Below are 22,155 nucleotides of genomic sequence, written 5' to 3' on the forward strand. Positions count from 1 at the left end.
CCACCAAGACGCCACAGCCCACATGCGTGGAGCACCGGCCCCGGCACAAACCGACCAACACTCAACCCAGCCCACAGCACGAGCCACCCACCAGCCCAGTCACAGCAGACAGCCGGGTCGCCTGACGGCGCAGCACCGGACGTGGCCGTGGCCCTCACGCCGCACTCACCCGCCCCCCACCCAGCAGGCCACACACCGACCTCCCACACAGCCACACCCAGGCACCCGATGCCCTCCCCCACCACCACAAGACTGCCCCACCCGCCCGGGACAGCCGCACCAACCCGGGCTGCCCCGCCGACCCGACACCGGCACGCTGACTCGAACTGACACGCCCCCAAAAACGACCGCCGCGCCCGAGAACACCGGCACAGGCACAACCATCCCGGACGCCCCGTCAGCGTGGCCTGTGGTCCTCGACGTCTGCCTGCCGGGGTGTGGTCCAGCTGTGGCGAACCCCGTACGGCTCCCGCCCATCCGTCCTGGTCACCTCAGGGGTGTCGAAGCCCCGGGTGAGAACCAGACTGCGCAGGGCGCCGTACCCGAGAAGGACGGTCGCGGCCGCGGTGAGGTACAAGCGGAGGTCGGCCGCCCCCCGGCCGTCACCGGTCCGCAGCACATGCACGAGGCCCCAGCTACTCAACACGGCCAGCACTGCCCATATCGGCCACAGCAGGCGGTGTGTACGCCGCCGCTGCCGTACGTCGCCCGTGGAACGCAGCACGACGCGCAGTCGCGCATCGCAGTGCTCGCAAAATACGCTCATCTCGCTCGGCCGGTCAGCGAACCGGGCCAGACTGCCCGCCTCCGCGTTGGCCAGCGTCGCCGTCTGTGTGCTGTCACCGACGTGCCGCGTGACATAGGTGTGCGTGATGCTGTACCGGAATCTGTCCGAGATCTCGCTCCCCACAGCGCCTCCCCGCTCTCCCCGGCTCCCGCCGATTCCTGCCCCTCTTAACAGTTCATACCCGAAAGCGACTGGGATGGGTCTAGTTGGTCAAAAGACCAGCCGGAGAACGAGGCTGGGGCTACCGGGCGCCGGTGTAGTTGCCTCAGCCCGGCGGGAGAGGCTTCCGGAACTGATACCACCAGGCCGTGCGCGACGGCGATGCGGCCCGGCTCGCTGGCCTCTGTCCAGGCAAGCACGGCAAATAGGGGCGGATCTGCGTCCTGTCCGACGGGCACGAGACCTCGATGGAGGAACCGCACTGGGGCCGCAACACGATGGCCGGCCGATCGCGTGGGTGGGAAGCGCATCAGACGACTGGTGAGCGGCGGTGTGACCAGCGGGGACCCCGGAGCGCACGGGGGCCGGACTCCTTCGCGGCCCGGGGTCAGCGGCACCGGACCAGGCCCTAAACGCACTGGGTGCAGTGCCCGCCCCTGGGATCTTCCGGGCGCTCTCCCGGCGAACTACGTGCCGATCAAGGCGGGTTGTGTGAGGCGGTCCATCCGCATGTGGAGGGTCCGCACGGGACAGGCGCGGTTCTACGACGCCGGCGGGCACGTTGGACCCGCTGTCCTTGGGCTGCTGGTCGCCACAAGAGGAACGATGACCGCCCGGAATCGGCTTCAAGGCGTGTGCATTGCGCATTCCCGCGCCGCGCTGTGGTCGCAAGGACTGGCCGGCACCAGGGAGGCCAGACCCCACAAACCGGCGGCCAGCGCGCAGAGGACGACGACCGTCGCACCGGTCCGGAGTGGACAGCCCCCGCGGTCTTGCCGTTCAAACACCCGACGACGAGGAACAGGGCCGCCGGTATCCCCACCAGCATGGCCGACATCACGAGGATGAACCCTCCGTTGTAGCTCACGTCGAGACGACGCCCGCACCAGCCCGCCCCCAAGCTCCAGGCGCTGCCCGCCCTTCAGCTTGGGTGGGCGACGCGTACCTGCGGCCGAGCAACCGGCCCAGTCCATCCCGGCGTTCCGTCCGGGGTGCCGACAAGCTAGCCGCGTTGGCCAGTCTCGGGCTGAAGTAGCGACGGGCAGAGCAGCCGCCTGACAGTGCATGAGGGGCCATGCCGAAGTCGGCGTGGCCCCTCGCGCTGTGTCAGGCGCCCGTCCACTTCGCGCGGGCAGTCAGCGCGTCGCGCAGGATGCCGTTGGACATGGGCGGATCCTCTTCTACTGGGTACGCAGGGTGCGGGCGACAACCTGGGCGTACTCGCTCAGCGGCAGGTCCTGCTTGTCCCAGGTGGCGGCCACGTAGTTGAGGAGTTCGGCCATGGCGTGCTCCGAGTCGCTCGGATCGCTGGCGAGCAGCTTGTCGGCGGTCATAGCAACGTCGACGGCCGGGGCGGCAGCGGCCTGTTGAAGGGCTGGGGAACGGTGTCCTCGGCGCGGGTCCCCGTTACTCGCAGGGATAGCTGGTGATGCGGACGGTGTACGCCGAGGAGACCCAGCGGTGCGAGGATCGTGGAGCCGTTGGCGTAGGACCCGAGCTGGTACACCGGCGCGAGCTCCACGGCCCCGCCCGTCGTCCGAGCGGGCGCGGCGGCTTGGGCCGTGAGACCGCCGCCGAGGAGCGCGGCGGCGGACAGGGCCGCCACGGCCACCGTACGGGCGGCGGACCGACGCGGTGACATGGTGCGGCGTGCTGCTGTGACGGTCATGGAATCAATTCCCCTTGTGTCGTCGGTTCTGGGTGCGGAACACGTATGTAGGAGCAGGTCCCGGGCCGGCCGAGCGGTGTCACCGCTCAACGAACACCGGATCTACGCACGGCGTTAGCGCCACCGTGGCGAAGTCGGCGAAGCGGTCATGCGCATACTCCCCTTTTGCCGAAGGCGGTGTACCTCCAGTGCTCCGGCGTCGGGCTTCCCCGGACACGCCGGAATGCCATGAATGCTCCGGGGTGTCGTGTGGTGTGGCCACGCCCTTAAGCCGTGGCTTACTGGCTCTAACAAAAGTTGTTGATCATGTGACTGTCGGCCTGCTGGATCGTTGGTGTGGTCGCGGGGAAGAGACAGTCGCGGCCGTGGATCGTCTCGGATGAACTGTGGTCGCTGAGCGAGCCGTTGCTGCCCGAGCCAGGGCCGAAGCAGGTCGAGGGCCGGCCGAGGGTGCCGGACCGGCAGGCGTTGTGCGGGATCTTGTTCGTGCTGCATACCGGCATCCAGTGGGAGTACCTGCCGCAGGCACTGGGCTTCGGCTCCGGCATGACCTGCTGGCGACGCCCGGCCGCCTGGAACGAGGCCGGCATCTGGGACCAACTGCACGCGCTCCTGCTGAAGAAGCTGCGATCGAAGAACCAGCTTCACTCGTCGAGGGCGGTGATCGACTCGTCCCACGTCCGGGCCGCACGTCGGGGCCCAAAAGCGGTCCCAGCCCGGTCGACCGCGCTCGGCCGGGCAGCAAGCACCATGTCAAGAACGACGCCAGCAGCAGCCAGCCTGTCGTGTCGAGTCCGAGCACCACCGCGGTGAGGATCGCGGGGGCGAGAGCCTGACCCGTGCTGAAGCCGAGCCCAAGGACACCGGGGTACTGGCCCTGGGCGTACTCGGGGGCAAGGCTGAAGCCCATGGAGAAGGCGGCCGATGACTCCCAGACATAAGCGTGACTCCCCCTCCAGCCGCGGATCTCCTGGAGGGCGGTCACAGCCCCTTACTCGTTCATCGACGTGTCCCGATACGGATCGACGGCGGTGAGCCTTCCGGACACTCCGCGGAGTTGAGGCGAATCGGGTGCGTCGGCCAGTGCGTCGCCATGCCCGTGGGAACTCCGCAGGAGCGTTGCGGGGGACTTGCGACAGCTGTCGTGTGCCGGCCCTGCCGAGTGCAGCTCCAGATCAATCCCCATGCCACACGTCGCGAATCGCTCGGCCTGTCGGGGAGACAGAAAGGCGTCGTGTCCGCGACGGTCAGGTGACACGACGTACGACGTAGGCGGTACCCACTTTCTCCGCCTCCGGGGAGTCAGCCTGGATCGCGAGACTCGGCCCGGCCGTGATTATGTCGACCCTGCCTGTCATCGACCGCGTGCAGTCGACACGCTCAGCCTTCTTGACGGTGCCGGAGACGGCCGTGAAGGTGACCGTCCCCTCCCCCACGCATGCCACCTCCACCCGCAGCGCGACGCCGGACCCCACGGTCTCGTCCAGGTTCATGCCGGGTATGGCGAGAGAGCCGGACGAGACGAAGTCTGCGTCGTCAGAACCCAACTGATCCGTCCTGCCGAGCAAGTCGCGGGCCATTCTATCCAACCGCTCCTGGTCGGAGCTGGGCGTCGTGCGCGCTGTGGGTACGGCGCTGGAGCTCGTCGCCTTCTGCGGCTGGGGAGTCTTCGAGGTCGCGGCCGGCCCAGAACAGGCCATGGTCATGCCCGTGAAGAGCACGACGGCAGCCAGAGCCTTACCACGATGACGGTTTAAGCGGTCCACGACATCCCCCCGGAACAAAGCGTAGAAGCCAGCACGCTGGCAGAACCCGGTGATCATCCCGTGTGAACGACAACTGCGCCACCCGCGTGGCCTGGACACCGGCACCAGCTCCGTACGCGGATCGCACTCAACCAAACGCGAAGGAGACGATCGGTTTGGCGGACTCGCCGTCGGTCTTGCCGCCGATACCGACCCAGATGCCGAAGCAGGCCTCTCCGCTGAAGGAGCCGGTGAGCAAACCCTGGGATCGATGCGGATGACGGGGTCACGCTAGGCGTACAGGTAGGGGTTCCTGGCCGGAGGGGTCGGAGTGGGTGAAGCGGCCCATGTGGGCGTTGTAGTAGCGGCCGCTGTAGTCGTACGGCACCGTGGGGTCCTGGTAGCCGCCGGCCGAAGGGGTAGGGCTGGGCGACCGGTTCGGTGGACTGGGCCAGGATGCGCACGCCTTGGGGCTGTAGGAGTAGGAGTCGACCTTGTTGCCGTCCTCGTCGGTGAGGGCGATGACGCTGCCGATCGCGTCGGGGAGGTCGAAGTACGCCTTGCCTGCCCCGGTCGGCATGGAATTCAAGGTGCCACCGCATTCCTGGTTGAATCCCAAGTCCACACCCGCCGTGCGATTTCCTGAAGCCGCCCTCTGGCTACGGAACAACACTTCGCCTGGCTGGCACGGGCCGGCCAGGCGAAGAGCCACGCTTTCTCCGTGTTCCGTGAAGGTGCTACCTCGCGCGGGCCTTGCTCACCAAGAACGCCACTCCGGCACAGATCGGCCCCGCTGCCGCAGCGAGCCCTGTACGGCGTCTCACCGGTCGCCGCCGAAGTGGTCAAGAATTTCGTCATGGCAGTCGTCCGCGCCGACCCGCGTTCGCGATAGGGCGATCACACCATCGTCGTCGCCTTCCGCCTTGGCCCTGTCCAGCTGCGTCTCGATCTCTGAGATGTACTCGGCGCACTCAGTGCTGACAGGCCTCTCGGGCTGCTCCCCAGACTTCCCGGAAGCGTTCAGGGCGGTGGTGGCAGCGATACCAACCACGCACAGCACAGCCCACGCGGCGACCCACGTACGACGGCTCATCCCTAACGGCTTCGGCATTCAAACATCTTACGAGCACCGCTCAAGCACACCTCCGTCGGCTGCACCGCCGACTTCCGAGACCAGCCACCGGACGACCAGTGAGACCCCAACGACGTTGCATTGACAGCGCAGTGTCGGGCCGGCCGCTGTAGCTAGCCCGGCACGACACTGCTGTTCTCTTGCATCAGCGGATGGCGGCTTGTTCGAGGAAATCGTCGAGGACTTGCTCAGCCTGGGAGGTGCGGACGCCGAGCCCGCACCGAACGCCACCGCGTCCTCGCCCTCCACGGCATCACATGATCACCGATCATCCGAGGCAAACCGGGGACCGGACTTTGCGGTGTTTGGCGTGCTAGGCGAGCCTGCCCCCGAGATGCACTCGCCCTGGCCGACAATCATTGTCTGCTGCGGCTGCGTCAAGCCGGTTGACGCATCGCCCTAAGTGGAGTCTGTCCACGAAGGAGGAACCTTGCCGACCGTTGTTATCCACCACAGCGTCAACGACACCCAGCACTGGCTCGCCTCGTCGAAGCGCGAAGAATTCTTCGGGACGCTCGGAGTCACGAGCATCCGAACGTTCACCAACCCGCAGGATCCGACCCAGGTCGCGCTGACGATGGACGTACCGAACCTTGACGCCCTGATGGCCTCACTACAGGGCCCGGAGGCCGCAGCCGCGATGAAGCACGACGGCGTGCATCCCGACTCCATCGTCATGTACGTCGAGTCCTAGATACAGCTAGCCCGCGGTCACGGCATCTTCGTGGAGCTTGGAGCCTAGACACCTCCGTGATCCACAGGTGCCGTGACCACAGGCTTCCGGTACCTTTCAGCAGCTCGGCGGGCGGGACCGCGCCAGGCGGCGGCTGGCGAAGCTCAACACGACCAGGTCGTGGTCGCTGTAGGCGGTACCAGGAATCGCTGTCCGGCCGCTGCAGTGCACCGTGACCCTCCGGCCACCCGAAACGGAAGGCCGGTGCACAACGATCGGCGCACTGGTCACCCTCACAGCGTGCCGACGACTCCGTCAGCGAGGCGACTTCAAAGGCGCAGACTGGGAGCGGTTCATGGCACCTACGCGGTAGAAGCCGTGCTGATGCCGTCACGGGGATACATAGAAGGACACCAGCACGGCCCAGGAAGTCTGGCAGCCGTCCCAGACCGAGTGGAGGAGGCCCTCAGTGGCCCAGGCAAGCGGATCCTGGCCGTCGCCCCTCGCGGCTGATCTCTCCGCGCTTCTCCGGCTGCCGCAGCTGACAGACAACCGACGACGTGCTGGAGGGGCCGACATCGTGGACGATCTCCCGCACCGTCGGCGCCTCGCCCCATTCCACGGTCGAGCGCCGGATACACGACAGGATCGCCTCCTGCCCGGGACTCAGGTACTCCGGCTTGCGCCTCATCCTGCTCGCTTCCCCGCCGTGAGTGCAGTGTCTTCGCGGACCTGCTCGCGCAGGACAGCCCAGCCCGTGGTCGGGCTGCTGGGCCGGCCAGACCAGTACGGGTGATCCAGCAGCCGCGCTTGCAACTGGACCAGCTCCCGGCGCAGCCCCGCACTCCTGCCCGGCTGCGCATGGGCGAGTGCCCGATAGGTGCGCATCCAGGACATGTGCAAGGCCACCAGGTCCGGCGGGAACGAGTGGTGCGTCATACACGCCATTAGAGCATCTGTTCGAATTATTGCGCCAACGCAACACCCCCGTCCAACGCACCGAGACTGTGACCGACGGCCTGCCACCCGACCTCCCCCGCCTAGAAGCGCTACGGGTCTGGCACGCACTGGGGATCGAACGCATCCACCGCAAGATCGAGGTGCCGCGGGGGCTGGAAGCCGAACGCGCGCACGGCGAGCAGGCGCGGCCGCAGCGCCGCATTGGAGCGTGGAACTCGACAGCGGTGACGGCCGGCCGACCGTAGAACTCCTCACCAGTGACGGCTACGCCGCCATGAAGCGCCGGCGCCGCGTGGATGCCGAAGAAGCATGCCGTCTGCTCGCTACGGGACTCCGCGCCTACACGCACTGCACCCCCGGCTCAGGCCTTGGGGTGACGCGGCGACACCCACCAGGCAACCGTGATCGGTGTTCGGGTCGCGCACACGCGCGACTGCACAATACGTCGCTCGCACCAGGCTCCGAGCCTGGGCGCCGCTCCCCCGACGTCTCGCGTGTCGCGAGACAACCACGGTCTGCCCAACGCAGTGACCTGCTGTGGTCGGGCTAGCAAGGCCGTCGCCCGGGACCTGGTGGGGGCAAACGCTCCATTGCGAAGTCCCCTACTGCGCACAGGACCCGCAGGGTGCCAGGACATGGGCAATGGTGCGCCGCACCGATAAGACGCAGGAGCGTTGCGCAACGCTGTAACCTGCCGTGGTGCGGGTGCCATGCGCGCGGTCAAGGCGACTCCGCCCGTGTGTACGGCAACGGTGGTGTCCATTGCCGCAGTGAGCGCCTGCGCCACCTCCAGTGAGCCCCACCACCATGTGGCTTTCTTCACGAGAACCGCTGCCGGCCACGTCGGCTCCCGAAGCTCGGCTAAGCCGCCGCCAACCCTATAATCGGTCCGATCACGGCTCACCCACCTGCCGGACTGGGAGGCGGTCAAGCCGGAGCGGCGCTTCGATGGATTCCATGAGTGAGCGCGACGACTTCCTGACCTGGGTCGGATCCGACCTGTACGCGGCGGAACTGGCAATCCACAACGGCGACGCGGACCCGCGTAGGGCGCTGTGGTCCCACAAGGAGCCTGTGAGCGTGCTCGGCGCCTGGCGTAATGCCTTCGGGCTACGCGAAGTCGATGAGCTCTTCACCCACCTCGCGGAGAGCTTCGCTGACTGCACGTCGTATGCGTTCGAGCTGCGGGCATGCGACGTGGTGGGCGAGCTGGCCTGGACGGCCGGTTTCGAGCGCACGTCCGTGTCCGTCCACGGCGAGCCCAAGAGCTACACGCTCCGGGTGACGCAGGTCTACCGCCGCGAGGATGGGTGGTGGCGGGTGGCCCACCTTCATGGGGACGGAGGGCCGTGAACTGCGCTTCCCGGCTCCCGCCGGTCCGTGCGCAGTTCCATGGTTCGGTTTGATCTCCTTGATTCCCCGAGCCGTTCCTCAAGGGATGCGAGCGGTAGAGCCACCGGCGATCGCTGGCGCTCGCTGCCGGTGGCCTGGCCGCCAATGCCGCAGTAGTTGCGGCCGGCCACGAGCCGAGTGGGTGCTTCTGGGAGGGCCTGGTGCAGTTCGCCTGGCCGGATCTCGCTGAACGCATCAATGCCCAGCATGGCGCGGTGGACGCCGTCGCCTTTGAGACGGCAGTCGCGGAGGATCTTCCAGCCCTTCACCGGGCGAAGACGTGCTCGACGCGGGCACCGACCTTGCGGTGGGAGACGTTGTGTCCCTCCTTCCAGGCCGGGAGTTCACCCTGGCCTTTCTCTCGGCGGCGCGGATTGACCAGACTGGTTACCCCGTCCGCGACCACCGTGGTCCTACCGACAGCGGCCTTGGCTCTGGGCAGTTCCGATGCCTTGCAATCGTTGCGGTTGCCCGGCAGCGGCCAGCCGACGATGACGACGAGTCGGCTGTCGGCGTCGATGAAGACCTGGTAGTTGGTGGAGTAGCGATAGTTCTTCGACTGCTCGGCGACGGTGTGGTCGCGGGTGGGGACGAGGGTGCCGTCCACGATGAGCACGGCGCCATTGGCGAACCGCTTGCAGGGCTGGAGAGCAAGCATCGGCTCGAGGTGGTCGATGATCCGGTCCGCCGCCGACTGGGACACCCCGAACGGCGGCGCGAGCTGGCGCATGGTCAGCTTCGTGCGCCAGTACGCGGCGACCAGCAGTGCCCGGACTTCCAACGGCAGGCCCCACAGCCATCCCTCGCGCACCGCGTCTGCACCCTCGCGCCGTAGAAGTGTCACCAACGTTCCGAACTGCCACGGGCTCAGCCCGGTGAACGGAGCTATCCAGACACCTCAGGGTCCTAACTCGTCAAACCGCGCTCCTCAGCCCGCTGTGTAGCCTGTCGATCTGTTCGAACGGGATGAGGGTGGACGTGGGGACGCTGGTGGAGGGAACCGTCGCGGAGGCGCTCCGTGACGGGCACGACGAAGTGGTCCGCCTGTATGTCGCTGCCTGTGCCGAACGCATGGCGCCGCTGTTCGTGGGCCTGCGGGCGGGTGTACCAGGGCGGGAAGCTGACCTGGACCTCTGCGCGGAGTCCGTTCGCGAACTTTGGCATGCCGACCGGCCACTCGCCGACGTTGCCGAGCGCGTGCGCCTGCTGGAGCGGTTCCCGGAGCTTCAGCCGAACGAGGAGGGGATCACCGATGACGCCGACACCTACGCCTTCTTCGCTGCGCTCTGCTTGAGGTATGCCATGTTGGCCCACAGCTCGGGAAACGCTGACACTGCGGTGTCCTGCGGCCATGCGGCGCTCACCGCCATGGGCATGCTCGACCAAAACGTTCCAGGGGCGCGCTTCCTGGCCGAGGAACAACGGCTCCAGTCTCTCTCGATGTGCGGTGACCCCTCAGGTCTGTGGGACGCGAGCGTCGTTGCAGGGCGGGAGAGGTTCCGTGCCGTGTCGGGCCGTCTGACCCGCTAGGCATGCTGATCGCTGCCGGTGAGATCCGGCCTCTTCTTAGGCGGCCACGGTGCCCGCTTCATCGGGCGGAGCTGGGAAAGCAAGTGCCTCGTCAAAGCGCTCGTCCTGCTGGAGGCAGTGGTAGAGCTGGCCGATCATGCGGTTGAAAAGATTGCGCTGGGCGGAGGCGTGCCGATCTGCGTGGTTGTCGCGTCGTCGCCGGTAGTGGGCCTTGGCACCCGGCGAGGCTGTGATCGCGGAGAACGCCCAGAGGTATCCGGCATGGTTGAGGCGGTCGTTCTTCACCCAGCGTCGGGTGACGCTGGACTTCTTGCCAGACGCCCGGGTGATAGGTGATGCGCCGGCGTAGGCCTTCAAGCCGCGGGCGTCGGCGAACCGCTGTCGGTCGTCCCCAATCTCGGCAAGTACCCGGGCGCCGAGGTGGGTGCCGAGGCCGGGGAAGCTGAGGATGATCTCAGCGTCCGGGTGCTGCGGGAATGCTTCTTCGACCGCCTCAGCGAGGCTGTCAGCGGCCGTGCAGGCGGCCTCCAGCTGAATCAGGAGAGCAAGCATCTGCTTACCAAGTGCGTCCTCGACCAGCTGCGGCTGGCGGGCCCATTTGGCTCGGAAGACTTCGTGGAACCGCTCGGTGTCGGCGGCGATGCCTCGCTGACGACCGGCCCGCTTGAGCGCGGTCTGTAACTGTGTGCGCGTGAGGCGAGCGGCCTTGGCCGGCGTCGGGGCCAGCTTGAGGAGCTGGTGGGCCTCGGGTCGGCAGAGCCCGTTCTTCCAGGATTGGACGGCCGTGAGAGCGGCCGGGTAGTACTCGCGCAGCAGGGAGCGGAGCTGGTTGGCGATCTGCTGGCGGTTCCAGGTCGCGTCCTGCTGAGCGCGGGCGAGGACGGCGACGGCGCGGGCCAGATCACTGTCCTGCGGAAGCGGCCGGTGAGCGTGCATGTCGGTCCGCAGCACGTTGGCCAGGACCAGGGCGTCGCCCGGGTCGGACTTCTTGCGCGAGACGGAATGCCGGTCTCGGTAGCGGGCCGCGGCCATCGTCATAAAGATCGACGGCATGGCACGATGACCGGCATGTCAGGTCAGGTGTGGGTGTCACTCATATCGCTGGGCGGCGTTGTCCTCGGTGGCTCGTTGTCCTACCTCGTCCAGCACAGAACTCAACTCTCGGCGGAACGCGCTGAACAGCAACGGCAGCAGCTCGCCTTGTCGGAGGCCCGGCGCGGGGAACGGCTGGCGCTGCTGGAGCGGTTCGTCGAGGTGGGGGCCGAGGCCGAACGTTCCGCCTTTAGTCGGCCCTCGGAGTGGGAGGACACCGACGCCTGGTTCCTCACGACCCAGGACGTCATGAACAGGCTGTGGGTTACGGAGCGGCTCATCCGTATCCAGTTCCCCCTGCCGGTGCACGACGCGGCCCGCGCGTACTTCCTCGACCTCAACCGGACGGTATGGGAAGGCTTGCCCGACGGTGAAAGTGTGCGGGACTACCTGGAGGACAACCGGCTGGCGTTTCTGGACGCGGCTCGCGCGGTCATGGGGTAGCGCACCGCCGTCCCCCGGAGATCGCTCACGGGACAGCCTTTAGCGCAGCGCCGTCGGTGACGACCGGGCGCTGGCCGATCGCCTGCTGGCCGAGACCGAGACGACGGGCCAGTCGTGCACGCTCACCCCGGCCGACCTGGGGATGGGGCGGCCGCACTTTTTCCCGAGCCGTCCGTGGTCGGGGCAGGGACGGTGTCGACCTGCGCCGGACCCGCACGCCGCCACCCTCGGCAGCACAGACCGGTGGGGGCAAGGCAGGGCAACGCTGACGACCAGCTCCACTCCCAGCCACACCGGCGTCCGGCCGAAGCGGAGGAAGCGGAGGAAGTGGAGGAAGCAGAAGACACTCGTCGCGTCATCCCCCGACTTTTCCGGCGCGGATCTGCTGACCTCGTGTGGCGTCGACGACGATGGGGATGCCGTCGGGGATCCGGCCTTCGAGGTCGCCGAGCAACTCCTCGATCGGCGGCAGATCGGCGGGACTGCGGACGTGCACGTACAAGGTTCGGGACTGCGCCTCGACGCTGGTGACCATCGCACCAGGGGTACCGGCCAGCCAGTTCTGCGCGGCGGTCCGCGTCCTGGAGGCCCAGGTGTTCAGCAGCACGGTCATCGCGGTATTGGCACCCAGCGGGAGGAGGACCGCGGTGAACAGCAGCGCGAGCATGACGTAGGAACGCCGCGAAGCCCGCCTCCTGTTGCCTCCGGGCTCCTGGACCAGTTCGAGGGCGGAGAAGACCGTCATGCCCGCGAAGACCAGAGCGAAGAGGTTGGAAACGAAGAGCACCAGCGCCCCGAGCGCGAGCCACCACGCCCCTTGGCCGGCACAGACTCCGGTGACCACGAGCGGGGGCACGAGGGAGATCGCGATGGCCACCCCCGGCAGGACCGCGGCGACATCCTTACGGGCCAGCGCCACCGCTCCCGCGAAACCCGTGGCAAGAGCGGCGATCAGGTCCAACAACCCCGGAGACGTCCGGCCGGAGATCTGAGAGTCGGACAGCAGGTCATAGCTTGGAGGCACCACCAGCGAGGCGGCCGCACCCACGAGTACCACCAGCAGACCGCCCAGCGCCACGAAAGCAGCCGCCGTACTACGCCGGCCTTGCACCGCCCCCAGAGCGATCCCCATGATCGGAGTGGAAAGCGGCGCGATGATCATGGCGCCGATGACCGTTGCGGTGGAGTCCGTCAGGATCCCACCAGCGGCGATCACCGAGGAGAGAAAGAGCATCGTCCAGAAGGCCGACTGCTTGGACCGGCTGTCACCCGCCGACAGGTCCAGGTCTTCGCGAAGATCCTCCAAGGGGCGGCGCTGGCGGTCCGGAAGGACCCAGCTGCGCAAGTGGCCGAGCATGCGCCCAGTATCAGCGCCGATGCCTACCCGGCATCGCAAGGACACGCGGCGCCCTGCGCCGCAACTCTCTCTGCTCTCTGGCGTGACCATGACGGCAGGACGTCACGCCAGAGACCAGGCCCCCCCGTACCGGACCCCGCGATCCGTGTCGTCGGTGCGGGCCACATGCAGGTCGGTCTCCGTCTCGTCACGCGATGAGCCGAGGACGCCACGGCTGCCCCTCTGACCTCGGGGGCGGGGTCGCGGGTGCCGGCGATTTGGATGGCCGGGCCCGCAAGGGATCCCCAACTCCGCGGGCGTGGTGTCACCACCTCAACACCGCTCGGGGGCCGACGTCCCAGGTGCCCATCGCTCTCCTCGCGCGGGCTGTCCGGGGATCGTCGCACGGGCAACCGATGGCGAGCGCCCCAGACCGGCCTGGCCCTTTCGCTCAACTCCTGGATGAACTGGCCGTTTCTCTGGCGGCTGTTCACCGCATTCCCGGCCCGGATGCCGGTTCGGGCCGATCCGCCGGAGCCGGACCAAAGCCCAGTGATCCGGTACTCCGCCACTGTCAACTCGCGCTCCCCGCCTCCTTCGTACCTGGTTCAACGAACTGCGTGGGCGCCGAGCCGCGGCCACGTGCACGAGTTCGTCGGCCGCCAATACATGGCGGCCGCCCCGAGATGCAACACACATGGCGCAGTGAGAATCTAGCTATGAGGGCCGTCGTTGGGTGGTCCGGCTCGTTGGGCGTGAAGCCGCGAAGCAGTCGATGGAACCAAGTCACCAGCAGGCCCCTTCGAGGCGCGCGCCGGCGGGATCTGAACTCGACACTGATATGGGATCGCTCCATCGCGGGCGGGCACGGCGGTCGGCAAACTCCGCTTGCTGGAAGGACGGTGGGAAGAATGGCTGCATTGACGATGCGCCGGACGGCGGTGGCGCTCGCCTCCTGCGCCGTCGCCGCCGGAGGCATGATGGCACCGACGGTGGTTACTGATGCCGCTGCGCAAGGGTGCTACGTGGATGCCTATCCGCCTGATGGTGGTACCAACATCGGCGGGTCTCCGAACAGGTACAAGTGGAGCAACTCGCCTTACATCGGCGCGCGGTACAACCGGTGCAACGGGTACGTCTATGTCCTGTACGGCGGGTACCGCGCCACGCACTACAACGTCCGCTGGGCCGCCCCAGGTGGTCCTTGGCAGCAGAGCGAGCTGCCCGCGGGGAAGGCGCTGTGGAAGTGGCCTGCCCGCCACGGCGACTACAACTTCATGATCCAGGCGTGCAACCGAGGGACCCTCTCCCGGTCGAAGTGCACCGCCTGGTCTCCCCAGCTCTACCTCAACACGCGGTGAGAACTGGGAACCCCTGTCGCAGTGGCTTCAAGCCCAGCGAATGAGCGTGCGGGCGGACGCCGAGGTCGCCTCCTTCGACGACCTGGACTCCCTGCCGCAGCGCGCTCGGTGCCGGGACCTGTCCGGCGAAATCCCGCACGACTTCACGCCGGGGGCGTTCCCGCGCGCGTTCATCCACGGTCACGTCGTTCGAGTTTGATGATTACTCGACGGAAGTGGACGATTTAACCATTGCGACCTCGTAAACGGGGAGGCGCGACTATGTTCAGGCGATTCATGGCTTCGGCGATGGTGATTGCCGCCGGAATCGGCGGCGCGCTGATCGCGCCGTCTGACGCAGGCGCTCAGGACTACGGGCCCAACACCTGCCGACAGGGATATGTCTGGCGGCTCGCGCGGGCCGGCGATCTCGTGTGCGTGACACCGCAGACGCGTACCGACACCGCCAACGACAACGCTCTGGCTCCCGGCCGGACCCTCGCGAACGGCTACTGCGAGCAGGGCTACGTCTGGCGTGAGGCGTGGGGATCCGACGACCTCACCTGTGTGACCCCGCAGACCCGCGCTCGGGCACGGTACGACAACCGTCAGGCCGACGACCGGCGACTGGCGGTGCGGGTGTGGGTCACTTCGGTGAACGGCAAGCTGAAGGTCAGCGGCAACCACTTCAATGTGAACGGCCGGGTCCGCATCGTGTTCTCCGGCGCGGTCAGCAAGTCCTGGACGGTCACGGCCACCAGGCACCCCGGGCACCCTGGCGGGAGCTTTGGTTTCGTCCCCGGCTACAGCGCACGGTGCGCACCCGGAAACCCGAACTCCAATGTCTACGCGGTCGATCTGACGTCGGGTCGCCGGACGGTCAGCGTCCCATTCGTCTACTGCGTCAGGATCGACTGACGTCCGTACGGCTGCAACGTACCTGCCACGCCTGGGATCAGGATATCCGTTCCGCTTCGGGACTGAATCATGAGTAATTCCTGATCCGGATGTCGGTAATTCAACTTCCCTGTCATTGGCAGGCGGAAGATTCAACTTACGCCAGTCCTCGGTCTGGCTGCGCCTACGGGTCGTGCGGACATGCCGTGAGCGGGGCGCACCGCTCACGGATGGCGCGGCCCGATGGGTGGTGGAAGCATGGAGGTGGTGCTACACGCCGCTCCACGCTCTCGCGAGGAGGGATGGTCATGGCCAAGCGTCTGGTCGTCTGCTGTGACGGCACATGGAACTACGCCGACCAGCCGAGCAAGACGAACGTTGCCAAAGTCGCTCTGTCCGTGCGCCAGGGGTCCGCCGTCGGGAAAGATCAGCGGGTCTACTATCACAGCGGCGTCGGTACCGACCGGTGGGAACGGCTGCGGGGCGGCGCCTTCGGTGTGGGGCTTTCGCGGAATGTCGCGGAGGCCTACCGGTTCCTCGTCGAGACGTACGAGCCCGACGACGAATTGTTCCTCTTCGGCTTCAGCCGTGGGGCGTTCACCGCCCGCAGCCTGGCGGGGCTGGTGCGCAACTGCGGCATCCTACGGCGGGAACACGCCGACCGAGCACAGGCGGCATGGTCCCTCTACCGCGACCGGAACGAGCATCCGAGCGGCGCGGCATCCACCTTGTTCCGCCGTTCGTACGCCCGCGAGACCGGGATCGACTTCATCGGGGTCTGGGACACGGTGGGTGCGCTGGGCATACCTATGCCGAGCGCCGCTCCGCTCCAGTGGCCGGTGAACGCGTTCAACCACCGCTGGGCGTTCCACGACACCGAGCTGAGCAGCTGGGTCAAGGGGGCCTTCCACGCAGTGGCCATCGACGAGAAGCGCTCGGCGTTCCGGCCGGCGCTGTGGCACCAGCAGCCCGACGCCGCCCGGCACGGGCAGGAGTTGAAGCAGGTCTGGTTCGCCGGGGTGCACTGTGATGTCGGTGGTGGGTACACGGAGGCGGGGCTCTCCGACATCGCCCTGCTGTGGATGGTCGACCAGGCCCGGCGCTACGGGTTGGAGTTCGACGACGAGCCGTTCAGGGCGGCTGGGCCGGAAGAGACGAGTCCGCAGAAGGGGGTGGGCTTCCGGATCGAGCCGGACGGCTCGGGTCAGCTGCACGAGTCGCGTACGCACATGTACCGGCTGGCCAAGGCCTACCACCGACCGCTGGGCAGCGCGGTGAACGACAGGAACGAGCCTGACGGGAACGAGTTCCTGGCCGTCCCGGCCAAGGAGCGCTACGAGCACGACGCCGGATACCGGCCCCCTGGGCTCAGGCGGTATCTCACTGACCAGGAGGGGGTCCGGCTGGAGCCGGTCCCCCTGTCGGACCTCACGGCCGGCCTGCCGACGATGCCGCCGGCCGCGTCCGCGCCGGCGGTCGGCCGCGTAGGCCGTTGAGGCGACCGCACTCCCCGATAGCTCAATCTCCGTCCACCAGGAATCCCTTGGCCTGCAGAGCCGCCACCATCGCGGCATGCGTGTCCTCCCCCCACTGCCCGTCCGCGGCCAGCCCTTGATCCCGCTGGAACGCGCTCACCGCGGCCTGGGTGCGCGGGCCGTCGATGCCGTCGATGGGGCCCGGGTCGTAGCCGAGCGCGGTCAGGGCTTCCTGGATACCGCGGACGCCTGCCAGATGGAACTCCCTGGGGCGACCGGCGCCACCGCCGGGCATCGGCGGTGAACCGTCCTGAGAGAAGGTCACCGACGCCACGGTGTCCGTGCCGGTGATGCCCAGGAAGAACTCATGGAGGTCGACCCCCTGGTACTGGCCGGCCGGTGCGCCGCCGATGATCTCGACTAGGGCCCAGTGGAGGTGGGTTGCTGTCGGGCCGCTGCGGCAGACGGTGCCCAGCGGATCGCCTCTGGCGACCGAGGAGCCGGCGGTGATTCCGGCCGGCACATCGGCGATGTGGGTGTAATAGACGCCCACCATGTCGTTGGGGGCTCGCATGAAGAGCTGGGCGCCGTACACCCTGGGGGTGTCGGCGGCCGGGTCGTGCGGGTTGTACCGGGTCACGTGTGCGTCGAAAGCCGCGCGGAACAGGGTGCCTTCGGCGGCGCCGAAGTCCATGCCGTACTGCTCGTACCAGTGCGGCGGCTGGTGACCGCCGACGTTCGGTCCGCCGAGGTCGGTGGCGCCGGTACCCGGCTGGAACGGGCCGGACATGTCGAGGGTGAACGCGGTCATGATGCCGTACCTCTCCATCTGTTTAACGTTGGACCTGTCCTTTCCCCCGTCTCTTCGCTGTGGCACTCGGGGCGCTGGGGTCAGGCCCCAGCCACGACGAAGCCCTGTGCGGAGAGCTGGGAGGCGAGCGCGGACAGGGTGTCGGGGTCGTCGAACGCCCCGTTCTCGCCAAGGCCGTTGGCTGCCTGGAACTCCTTGACCTTGCCCTGGGTGAGCGGGCCGTCCGCGCCGTCCTGGGTCAGTGGTGTGAAGTGCAGGGCGAGCAGGGCCCCTTGGACGCCGAACACGTCCGACAGGTCCAGCACGATCTGCTCCAGCGGCAGACCCTGGGACTCCGCGTCGAGGGCGAGCAGAAAGTGCGCCCGGTCCAGTTTGTTCCGGATCCTGATCGTGCCGACGTCCGGGGTGAAGTGGCATTCGTCCGCCGCGCCCGCCCAGTTCCGCACTCCCACGTGCCCCTGGAACTTGGGGAACCTGAACTTCGGACCCATCGCCCAGGACATGCTCAGTGCGGCGAGTTGGGCGTTGGCCGGCCAGGAGTCGAAGTCACCGAAGCCGTCGCGGCCGATGAGCACTCCCGCCATCTCGTCGAGCTTCTCGAACACATGGCGGTCGATCTCGTCGTCGTCCACGTGCAGGCGGGTCAGGGGCGGCCGGAAGCTGTTGTGGCCGACGGGGGCCAGTTCGAGGTGGGACTTCACGGTGTCCCATTCCTGGGCGACCTCGTCGCTCGCCGCCTCCGCGTCCACGTCGTTGACGAGCCAACGGAGTCTGCCCGCGGCGGCCAGTGAAGCGGCCCGCTCCTGCGGGGTGGGCGCGGAATTGTCCCGTGCCGTCTCGTCGATCTTGTTGCCTATGCCGGTGCTCACATACCCTTTCACGTCCAGGTACATGAAGTTGACGCGTCCTTCCAGCGGGTCGTTGAAGGTGATCCAGTAGTCGCGGACGCTCTGGTGCATGGTGCTGCCTTCCTTCTTCCGGCTCCGGCTCGCTCGGGCAGCATCCGGGCGAACCGGGGCGAGGGTGCGACGCCGAGTTCCTCCTCCAACAGGCGGCGGAACTCCTCGTAATGGCGCACCGCCTCGCCGACGTTGCCCTCCGCGAGATGGGCTGACACGACCGCCCGGTGGGCGCTCTCCCGCAGCGGTTCCGCCCGGACGCTGGCCCAGCCCGCCTCGATCGCGAGGGCCGGTCTGCCCTGTCTTGTCAGGGCCTCGGCCAGCTCGTCGAGCGCGTGCAGCCGCAGCTGCCGCAGATGCTCACGCTCCAGCAGTACCCAGTCCTCGTCCCAGCCGGGCAACAGATCCTCGACGGTCAGCAGTCCCAGCGACGACAGGGCGTACGGTGCGGGGGCGTTGCCCTGCACGACACCGAGCGCTGTCCGGGTGAGGGCGTGGACGTCCACCCGCAGGTCGGGGGTGACCCGAAGGACGTCGCCGCAACAGCTGACCAGCGGCGGTTCGGCGTGAGGCAGCTTCCACAGGGTGGTGCGCAGGCTGCCCCTGGCATGGCCCTCGGTGACGTCGGGCCACAGCGTGCCGGCGAGGACCGTGCGGCACGCCTGCCCCCGCAGTCCCATGAAGGCCAGGAGCCGCTGGGCGTTGCCAGAGAGGTCGACATGCTCGGTGCCCAGTTCCAGACGGAATTCGCCGAGAAGTCTCAGCCGAAGAGAGGACGCCACTTTGATCGCCTCGCGCGCACGGTTTCGCGTGGGCGCGCCTCGCGCGGACCTTTCGTTGCATCGAGGGCGCACGGTCGCGTTCGCCGCCTCGACCGGGCCCCCGAAACGTCGCACGGGTCGACGACGCGTACCGCCTTCTCATTTTCAGACTCCTGCTCACCCCCTGCAACCGGGCCCGGAGGGACCGTCATTGACGTCGGGGTGACGGTGCGCTGACGCCGCGTCCGTAGCGTCGGACGCGGCGCAGGAGAGGCGAGCGCGGGGAATGCCCGGCAGTCGGGCCAAGGACCGACAGGAGGACGCCATGACAGCGACGGCGACCATCGAGGAGTTCATCTGCGTGCGGCCGGCGACGTCGACCGACTTCGACCTCGGGTCGGTGATCAACACTTTGCTTGCCCCGGTCTACGAGTTGCCGGGTGCCCAGCTCATCGACCGGCTCACCGGGAACGTCGACATCGGCCGGCTCATCAGCGACGCCGCGAACGAGGCACCGGACGACCTGTATGCCACTACCACCGACTCGCCCGGTCTGGACAACAGGGTGTGGCCGCCGGGCGACCCGTTCGAGGCCGCCGCGGGAGCGCGGATCCCCGTCGGACTCGCCTTGCCCGTGGAGGGCGCCACGACGGTCTTCCTTTGGGAGAAGGACAGCAGCCCGTTTGCCAACGACGACAGGCTGGGCTCCGTCACCATCGACGAGAGTGAGCAGGGACAGGGCGACCTGTCGAAGATCGCCTTCTCCGAGGAGGAGAAGTCCTGTTACTACGTCTCGTACCACGTGGACTGAAGGGAGCAGTCCCATGTCGGTGCGGGACCCGGGGTACTGCGGCAAGTGCCACGCGATGTTCCACGACGGAGATCCGGAGAAGGGCGCCTGTCCGAGGGGCGGTGGCCACGAGGCCGTCGGGTACACGTCGTCCCTCCGAACAACGCCAACGGGACCTCCTTGTGCGCGACCGCACCATCGCATGGCCGGGCAGCGGCGGAGCCCACGGGCAGTGGATCGCGCCAGGTCAAGGCAGGTCAGCACGTCTTCGACCTGTTCCCCCATGGACGGCCCCCGGGCCGGACGGTTCTGACCGTGAGGTGAGTGATGGGCGGCATCTTCGGACTCGATCTGGAACGGCTGGCCGACGACCGGCTCCCGGCGACGGTGGAGATCGACTCCCCGCTGCCCCCGGTGCGGCTGCGGGGCAGGCTGGAGCGCCGGCAGTTCCGCTCCTTCTCGGGCGTGCTGAGCGCGACCGTGCCCGCCACGACGGTGACCGCCTTCGGGCAGCTGGATCTGGCGGCGCCGGGCGGTCCGGCGTTCGTCGCGCTGCTCGGCGCCACCTTCCCCGAGCCGGGCGTCCAGCTGGGCCTCGGCTTCGCGCTGAGCGGCGTCGGCGGTGTCGTGGGCGTCAACAAGGCGGTGAACCGGGACGCCCTGATCGCCGCCATCGCCGACGGCACCGCCGGTGAACTGCTGTTTCCACCCGACCCGGTGGCGGCGGCGAAACGGGTCGTCCCCCGGCTGCCGGCCCTGTTCCCGACGGTGCCGGGGCGCACCGTCGTCGGGCCGATGTTCCAGATCTCGTGGGGCGGCCGCATGGTCTCCCTGTCGGCGGCCGTCGTGGCCGAGGTCCCCGACCCGGTACGGCTGTCCCTCCTCGGAATCCTGCGGGTCGCGGTGCCGGACCCGGAGGTGCCGCTGATCCAGCTCAAGGCCACCTTCGCCGGACAGTACGACAGCGCCGAGCCCAGCACGTTCCTGATGGCGAGCCTGAGCGGTTCGCACATGGCCGGGGTGCCGCTCGACGGGGACGTGCTGGTGCTGAGCCGGGGAGGGCCCGATCCGACATTCGTGCTCAGCGCGGGCGGTTTCCACCCGGCCTTCGCGGTCCCGCGGGGTGTGCCGGCGCTGCACCGGCTGTCGATGAACCTCTCCCCGGTGCCATGGATCCAGCTGCGCTGCCAGGCGTACTTCGCGATCACCACCAACACCCTCCAGTTCGGCGCCCAGCTCTCCCTGGTCGCGGAGATCGCCGGCTGCGGGCTGCGCGGCCAGTTCGGGCTCGACGTCCTGGTCCACCGTGAGCCGAGCCTGTCGTTCAGCGCGCGGATGCGGGGCTCGCTGTCGGTCGAGGTGTTCGGCGAGTCCCTGGTGGGCGTCGCCTTCGACCTCACCCTGGAAGGACCCGCCCCCTGGCACGCGGTCGGGCGCGGCAGCATCGACCTGTTCCTGTTCAGCGCCTCCTTCGATTTCGACGAACGCTGGGGCAACCCGCCTCCCACCCTGCCGGCCCCACGCGCGGACCTGCGGCGCAGACTGGAAGAGGCCTTCGCCCGCCCGGAGGCATGGAGCGCGCTGCCCCCTGCGGGCGGCGACCGGATCCCGGTGCTGCTGTCCCCCGCCGCCAACCGGCAGATCGGCGAGGGGCGCCGCGTCCACCCGCATGGCGGCGTCGTCGCCCAGCAGCGCGTCCTGCCCTTCGGTGTGGACATCGAGCGCCTGGGACCCTCGCTCGTCGAACCGGCCGAACAGTGGGACATCGCCTCGGCCTCGCTGGGCGGCGAGGAGGCCGACGCGGGAGCGACCACGGACAACTTCGCCCCCGGCCAGTTCCGCAGGCTCACCGACGACGAGCAGTTGGGCGCGCCCGCGTACGACAGGTACCGGTCGGGTGTCCGCTTCGTCGCCGACACCTGTGAGCCGGACGAGGACGCGTTCGTCACGGCCTCGCTCGACTGGGAGACGAAGGTCGTGCCCGACCCGAACCCGACGCGGCTGCTCGACCTGCTGAGGTTCCTGCGGTTGGAGGCGCTCGTACGCGCCGAGATCACGGCCACCGTCTCCCTGCGGGACCCGATCTGGTGGCCGGCCGGGGTGAAACTGCTCGTGTCCCACGAGCCGCCCGTCGTGGCCGCGTCGACCTGGGCGATGACCGCCGCCTCCCTGCCGGCCTCGCCGTCGGCGACGAACGGGGAGCTGCGCCTGCTGTACGCCGGTATGGCCGGGGTGCGGCCGGTCGAGGCCTGGGAGGTGTGAC

The 22,155-nt window shown here is 68.2% G+C and carries 23 protein-coding genes and 3 pseudogenes; 12 read left to right on the forward strand and 14 right to left on the reverse strand.

Annotated elements, in window-relative coordinates; all coding sequences use genetic code 11:
• Positions 1 to 397: 397 nt before the first annotated feature.
• The 4 genes from ACZ4VA_RS18955 to ACZ4VA_RS18970 form a co-directional block, all read right to left on the reverse strand.
• Entirely contained in the window at positions 398 to 910 is a 513-nt protein-coding gene (locus ACZ4VA_RS18955; RefSeq protein WP_356176342.1) for a hypothetical protein, read from the reverse strand.
• Between the two features lie 1,217 nt (positions 911 to 2,127).
• Positions 2,128 to 2,280: a hypothetical protein gene (locus ACZ4VA_RS18960; protein WP_468082120.1), complete on the reverse strand. Its 153-nt coding sequence runs from the start codon at positions 2,278 to 2,280 to the stop codon at positions 2,128 to 2,130.
• A complete protein-coding gene (locus ACZ4VA_RS18965; protein ID WP_356176345.1) occupies positions 2,277 to 2,615 on the reverse strand; it encodes a hypothetical protein in 339 nt (112 codons plus the stop codon). The genes ACZ4VA_RS18960 and ACZ4VA_RS18965 overlap by 4 nt, the downstream gene beginning before the upstream one ends.
• 287 nt (positions 2,616 to 2,902) lie before the next feature.
• The gene (locus ACZ4VA_RS18970) at positions 2,903 to 3,118 is read right to left on the reverse strand and encodes a hypothetical protein (protein ID WP_468082361.1); all 216 of its coding nucleotides are present in this window, start codon (positions 3,116 to 3,118) and stop codon (positions 2,903 to 2,905) included.
• Between ACZ4VA_RS18970 and ACZ4VA_RS18975 the strand changes: the two are divergent.
• A pseudogene (locus ACZ4VA_RS18975) lies at positions 3,021 to 3,385 on the forward strand (transposase); the annotation flags it as partial. The gene ACZ4VA_RS18970 and the pseudogene ACZ4VA_RS18975 overlap by 98 nt on opposite strands.
• A 477-nt stretch (positions 3,386 to 3,862) precedes the next feature.
• Here ACZ4VA_RS18975 and ACZ4VA_RS18980 read toward each other — a convergent pair.
• The 3 genes from ACZ4VA_RS18980 to ACZ4VA_RS18990 all read right to left on the reverse strand — a co-directional run bounded on the left by ACZ4VA_RS18980 (position 3,863) and on the right by ACZ4VA_RS18990 (position 5,471).
• Positions 3,863 to 4,195, reverse strand: coding sequence for a hypothetical protein (locus ACZ4VA_RS18980; protein WP_355794330.1), 333 nt, complete (start codon positions 4,193 to 4,195; stop codon positions 3,863 to 3,865).
• 451 nt (positions 4,196 to 4,646) lie between these two features.
• Positions 4,647 to 4,940: a hypothetical protein gene (locus tag ACZ4VA_RS18985; RefSeq protein ID WP_468082122.1), complete on the reverse strand. Its 294-nt coding sequence runs from the start codon at positions 4,938 to 4,940 to the stop codon at positions 4,647 to 4,649.
• Positions 4,941 to 5,180: 240 nt separating this feature from the next.
• A complete protein-coding gene (locus ACZ4VA_RS18990; protein WP_468082124.1) occupies positions 5,181 to 5,471 on the reverse strand; it encodes a hypothetical protein in 291 nt (96 codons plus the stop codon).
• Positions 5,472 to 5,922: 451 nt separating this feature from the next.
• Between ACZ4VA_RS18990 and ACZ4VA_RS18995 the strand changes: the two genes are divergently transcribed.
• Positions 5,923 to 6,186: a hypothetical protein gene (locus tag ACZ4VA_RS18995; RefSeq protein ID WP_355788999.1), complete on the forward strand. Its 264-nt coding sequence runs from the start codon at positions 5,923 to 5,925 to the stop codon at positions 6,184 to 6,186.
• 445 nt (positions 6,187 to 6,631) lie between these two features.
• On the opposite strand, the gene ACZ4VA_RS19000 is transcribed toward ACZ4VA_RS18995, so the two are convergent.
• Positions 6,632 to 6,856: a LexA family protein gene (locus ACZ4VA_RS19000; protein WP_355788997.1), complete on the reverse strand. Its 225-nt coding sequence runs from the start codon at positions 6,854 to 6,856 to the stop codon at positions 6,632 to 6,634.
• Between the two features lie 204 nt (positions 6,857 to 7,060).
• Between ACZ4VA_RS19000 and ACZ4VA_RS19005 the strand changes: the two genes are divergently transcribed.
• Together ACZ4VA_RS19005 and ACZ4VA_RS19010 are read left to right on the forward strand one after the other, a co-directional pair.
• Complete coding sequence (locus ACZ4VA_RS19005) at positions 7,061 to 7,675, forward strand: DUF6233 domain-containing protein (RefSeq protein WP_468082347.1); 615 nt, start codon at positions 7,061 to 7,063, stop codon at positions 7,673 to 7,675.
• 407 nt (positions 7,676 to 8,082) lie between these two features.
• A complete protein-coding gene (locus ACZ4VA_RS19010; protein ID WP_468082127.1) occupies positions 8,083 to 8,478 on the forward strand; it encodes a nuclear transport factor 2 family protein in 396 nt (131 codons plus the stop codon).
• 236 nt (positions 8,479 to 8,714) lie between these two features.
• Here ACZ4VA_RS19010 and ACZ4VA_RS19015 read toward each other — a convergent pair.
• A pseudogene (locus tag ACZ4VA_RS19015) lies at positions 8,715 to 9,406 on the reverse strand (transposase family protein); the annotation flags it as partial.
• Positions 9,407 to 9,495: 89 nt separating this feature from the next.
• On the opposite strand from ACZ4VA_RS19015, the gene ACZ4VA_RS19020 reads away from it, so the two are divergent.
• Positions 9,496 to 10,047: a hypothetical protein gene (locus tag ACZ4VA_RS19020; RefSeq protein ID WP_468082129.1), complete on the forward strand. Its 552-nt coding sequence runs from the start codon at positions 9,496 to 9,498 to the stop codon at positions 10,045 to 10,047.
• 36 nt (positions 10,048 to 10,083) lie between these two features.
• Here the strand turns inward: ACZ4VA_RS19020 and ACZ4VA_RS19025 are convergent.
• A pseudogene (locus ACZ4VA_RS19025) lies at positions 10,084 to 11,079 on the reverse strand (IS110 family transposase); the annotation flags it as partial.
• 27 nt (positions 11,080 to 11,106) lie between these two features.
• Here ACZ4VA_RS19025 and ACZ4VA_RS19030 point away from each other — a divergent pair.
• Positions 11,107 to 11,583, forward strand: coding sequence for a hypothetical protein (locus ACZ4VA_RS19030; protein WP_356175866.1), 477 nt, complete (start codon positions 11,107 to 11,109; stop codon positions 11,581 to 11,583).
• Positions 11,584 to 11,938: 355 nt separating this feature from the next.
• Here ACZ4VA_RS19030 and ACZ4VA_RS19035 read toward each other — a convergent pair whose 3' ends face one another.
• On the reverse strand, positions 11,939 to 12,940 hold the full coding sequence (locus ACZ4VA_RS19035) for a DUF389 domain-containing protein (protein WP_389392270.1): 1,002 nt from the start codon (positions 12,938 to 12,940) through the stop codon (positions 11,939 to 11,941).
• Between the two features lie 890 nt (positions 12,941 to 13,830).
• Here ACZ4VA_RS19035 and ACZ4VA_RS19040 point away from each other — a divergent pair.
• From ACZ4VA_RS19040 to ACZ4VA_RS19055, 4 genes are all read left to right on the forward strand, one after another.
• Complete coding sequence (locus ACZ4VA_RS19040) at positions 13,831 to 14,280, forward strand: hypothetical protein (protein WP_356175858.1); 450 nt, start codon at positions 13,831 to 13,833, stop codon at positions 14,278 to 14,280.
• A 40-nt stretch (positions 14,281 to 14,320) separates the two neighbouring features.
• The gene (locus ACZ4VA_RS19045) at positions 14,321 to 14,479 is read left to right on the forward strand and encodes a hypothetical protein (RefSeq protein ID WP_356242433.1); all 159 of its coding nucleotides are present in this window, start codon (positions 14,321 to 14,323) and stop codon (positions 14,477 to 14,479) included.
• 77 nt (positions 14,480 to 14,556) lie between these two features.
• Positions 14,557 to 15,177, forward strand: coding sequence for a hypothetical protein (locus tag ACZ4VA_RS19050; RefSeq protein ID WP_355795480.1), 621 nt, complete (start codon positions 14,557 to 14,559; stop codon positions 15,175 to 15,177).
• A 287-nt stretch (positions 15,178 to 15,464) separates the two neighbouring features.
• Positions 15,465 to 16,652, forward strand: coding sequence for a DUF2235 domain-containing protein (locus tag ACZ4VA_RS19055; RefSeq protein WP_356175853.1), 1,188 nt, complete (start codon positions 15,465 to 15,467; stop codon positions 16,650 to 16,652).
• 22 nt (positions 16,653 to 16,674) lie between these two features.
• On the opposite strand, the gene ACZ4VA_RS19060 is transcribed toward ACZ4VA_RS19055, so the two are convergent.
• From ACZ4VA_RS19060 to ACZ4VA_RS19070, 3 genes are all read right to left on the reverse strand, one after another.
• Positions 16,675 to 17,442: a peptidoglycan-binding protein gene (locus ACZ4VA_RS19060; protein WP_468082133.1), complete on the reverse strand. Its 768-nt coding sequence runs from the start codon at positions 17,440 to 17,442 to the stop codon at positions 16,675 to 16,677.
• An 80-nt stretch (positions 17,443 to 17,522) separates the two neighbouring features.
• On the reverse strand, positions 17,523 to 18,401 hold the full coding sequence (locus ACZ4VA_RS19065; RefSeq protein WP_356175848.1) for a peptidoglycan-binding domain-containing protein: 879 nt from the start codon (positions 18,399 to 18,401) through the stop codon (positions 17,523 to 17,525).
• A complete protein-coding gene (locus ACZ4VA_RS19070) occupies positions 18,320 to 19,123 on the reverse strand; it encodes an AfsR/SARP family transcriptional regulator (protein WP_356175845.1) in 804 nt (267 codons plus the stop codon). The genes ACZ4VA_RS19065 and ACZ4VA_RS19070 overlap by 82 nt, the downstream gene beginning before the upstream one ends.
• Positions 19,124 to 19,427: 304 nt before the next feature.
• On the opposite strand from ACZ4VA_RS19070, the gene ACZ4VA_RS19075 reads away from it, so the two are divergent.
• A complete protein-coding gene (locus ACZ4VA_RS19075) occupies positions 19,428 to 19,913 on the forward strand; it encodes a hypothetical protein (RefSeq protein ID WP_355794281.1) in 486 nt (161 codons plus the stop codon).
• Between the two features lie 306 nt (positions 19,914 to 20,219).
• A complete protein-coding gene (locus ACZ4VA_RS19080) occupies positions 20,220 to 22,154 on the forward strand; it encodes a DUF6603 domain-containing protein (protein ID WP_389392266.1) in 1,935 nt (644 codons plus the stop codon).
• Position 22,155: the final 1 nt, after the last annotated feature.

It is taken from the genome of Streptomyces sp. NPDC028308 (assembly GCF_055565855.1).